The organism is Alphaproteobacteria bacterium (assembly GCA_024244705.1).
Lineage (GTDB): Bacteria > Pseudomonadota > Alphaproteobacteria > JAAEOK01 > JAAEOK01 > JAAEOK01.
In genome coordinates this window covers 1-2,115 of the sequence record JAAEOK010000105.1, presented here as the reverse complement: position 1 = coordinate 2,115, position 2,115 = coordinate 1, and the positions used below count along the sequence as shown (strand labels likewise).

Here is a 2,115-nt window from a genome sequence, read left to right as displayed (position 1 = left end):
GCGGACGGCCATTGGACAAAGTCGGGGTCGGTCGTGCATTCTTATGAACGTCCATTCGGTCCTCCTTGGAAACAGATGATTTGGTAAACATCAGCTTCCTCGGCAAGGGCCGAGTGGACAACCTCTTGAGAGATCACACCTAGCCGACGCCATCTAAGACTGAACTTGAACAGTGGTTCCGCGTTCTCACGAGCCGGGCCATTGATTTTATGGGCTTTTTTCGGCTGATGTCGGGGTTCGCGGCCCAAATGTAGTGCCACGTTTTTGGCTGTTTTTGGCTATTTTCCTGATATCTTGGTTGATAAGTTGGTGTCCGGGAGTGACGCCATGTTCTTTCGCCGCAAGAAGTCGGGCAACCGCACCTACCTGCAGATCGTCGAGAACCGGCGGCAAGGCGGGCGGGTTCGGCAGCGGGTTCTGCTGACCCTGGGCCGGCTTGACGAATTGACGGCGAGCGGGGCGTTGGATGCCCTGCTGTCTTCCGGCGCCCGCTTCTCGGAGCCGTTCGCGATGCTCGCGGCCGCCGAGGCGGACGCCGAAGCCGGGCGACTGTCATGCCTGCGCATTGGCCCGCCGCTGTTGTTCGGGCGGTTGTGGAAGGAGACCGGGATTGGCGCCGTGCTCGACGAGCTGCTGAACGACCGGGGCTTCGAGTTCCCGGTCGAGCGGGCCATTTTCGTCGCCGTCCTGCACCGGCTGTTCGTCTCGGGATCGGACCGGGCCTGCGAGAAGTGGCTGGCGGACTACCGGATCGACGGCGCAGAAGACCTTCAGCTGCACCACTTCTACCGGGCCATGGCCTGGTTGGGCGAGGAGTTGGCGGCCGAGGACCAGGCCGGAGCGACGGGCCAGGCCGGCCGTTGCGTCAAGGATGCGGTCGAGGAGGCGCTGTTCGCGCGCCGCCGTGACCTGTTCAGCGATCTCTCGGTGGTGTTCATGGATACCACCAGCCTGTCGTTCACCGGCGCCGGCGGCGCGACCTTGGGCGCCCGGGGGTATTCCAAGGATCACCGGCCCGAGTTGATGCAGATGATCCTCGGCGTGGTCATCGACGATGCCGGGCGGCCGGTGTGCACGGAGATGTGGCCGGGCAACACGGCCGACGTGACGGTCCTGGTTCCGATCGTCGATCGCCTGCGAAGCCGGTTCGGCATCGGCCGCGTCTGCGTCGTCGCCGACCGCGGCATGATCAGCGGCGAGACCATCGCGGCGCTCGAGGAAAGGGGCATGGAATACATCCTCGGCGCGCGCGAGAGGAGCGACGGGACGGTCCGCGACGTGGTGCTCCGCGATGGCGCGCCGTTCATTCCCCTGGTCGTCGAGCGGGCCGGCGGCAAGGAGACCGAACTGGAGGCCAAGTCGGTCACGGTCGGCGGCGTCCGCTACATCGTCTGCCGCAACCCGGCCGAGGCCCGCAAGGACGCCGCCGACCGCGCGGCGATCCTCGAGGGACTGGAGAAACAGCTCGCCAAGGGCGACAAGGCGCTGATCGGCAACTCGGCCTACCGCCGCTTCATCACGACGACGAAAGCCTGTCGCTTCGAGGTCGACCACGAAAAAGCCGAAGCCGAGGCGCGCTTCGATGGCATCTCCGTCCTGCGCACCAATACCACCCTGAACCCGCTCTCGGTCATGTTGCGCTACCGCGACCTGCTGATGGTCGAGGCGTTGTTCCGGAGCGCCAAGTCGCTGCTGCGCACGCGGCCGATCTATCATTCCTCCGATGCCGCGATCCGCGGCCATGTGTTCTGCTCCTTCCTCGCCCTGGTGCTGCGAAAGGAGCTGATGGAGCGCTGCCGGGCCGCCGGCCTGAAGCCCGAGTGGATCGACGTATTGCTCGATTTGAACCGGCTCCAGGAAGCCACGATCGAACGCGGCCCGACAACCTACACCATCCGGACCGAGGCCACCGGCTGCGTCTCCGCCCTGTTCAAGGCCGTCCGCCTCGCCCTGCCGCCACGCCTGCGGACAAACCGCCCCTCACCCGCCAGGAAACCAGAATCGACACGGAAAAACCGACGCGGCACTCGATAGCGTAGTGCCACAAAAGGTTAACGACATCGATTCATCAATCAATATCAACACTTTGGCATTATGCGGTGTTCAAGTTCAGTC

1 protein-coding gene is annotated in these 2,115 nt (G+C 64.3%); it reads left to right on the top strand.

What is annotated here, in order from left to right; all coding sequences use genetic code 11:
• Positions 1-327: 327 nt before the first annotated feature.
• Positions 328-2,034, top strand: coding sequence for an IS1634 family transposase (locus GY791_19610; GenBank protein ID MCP4330608.1), 1,707 nt, complete (start codon positions 328-330; stop codon positions 2,032-2,034).
• The last annotated feature ends 81 nt before the right edge of the window (positions 2,035-2,115 follow it).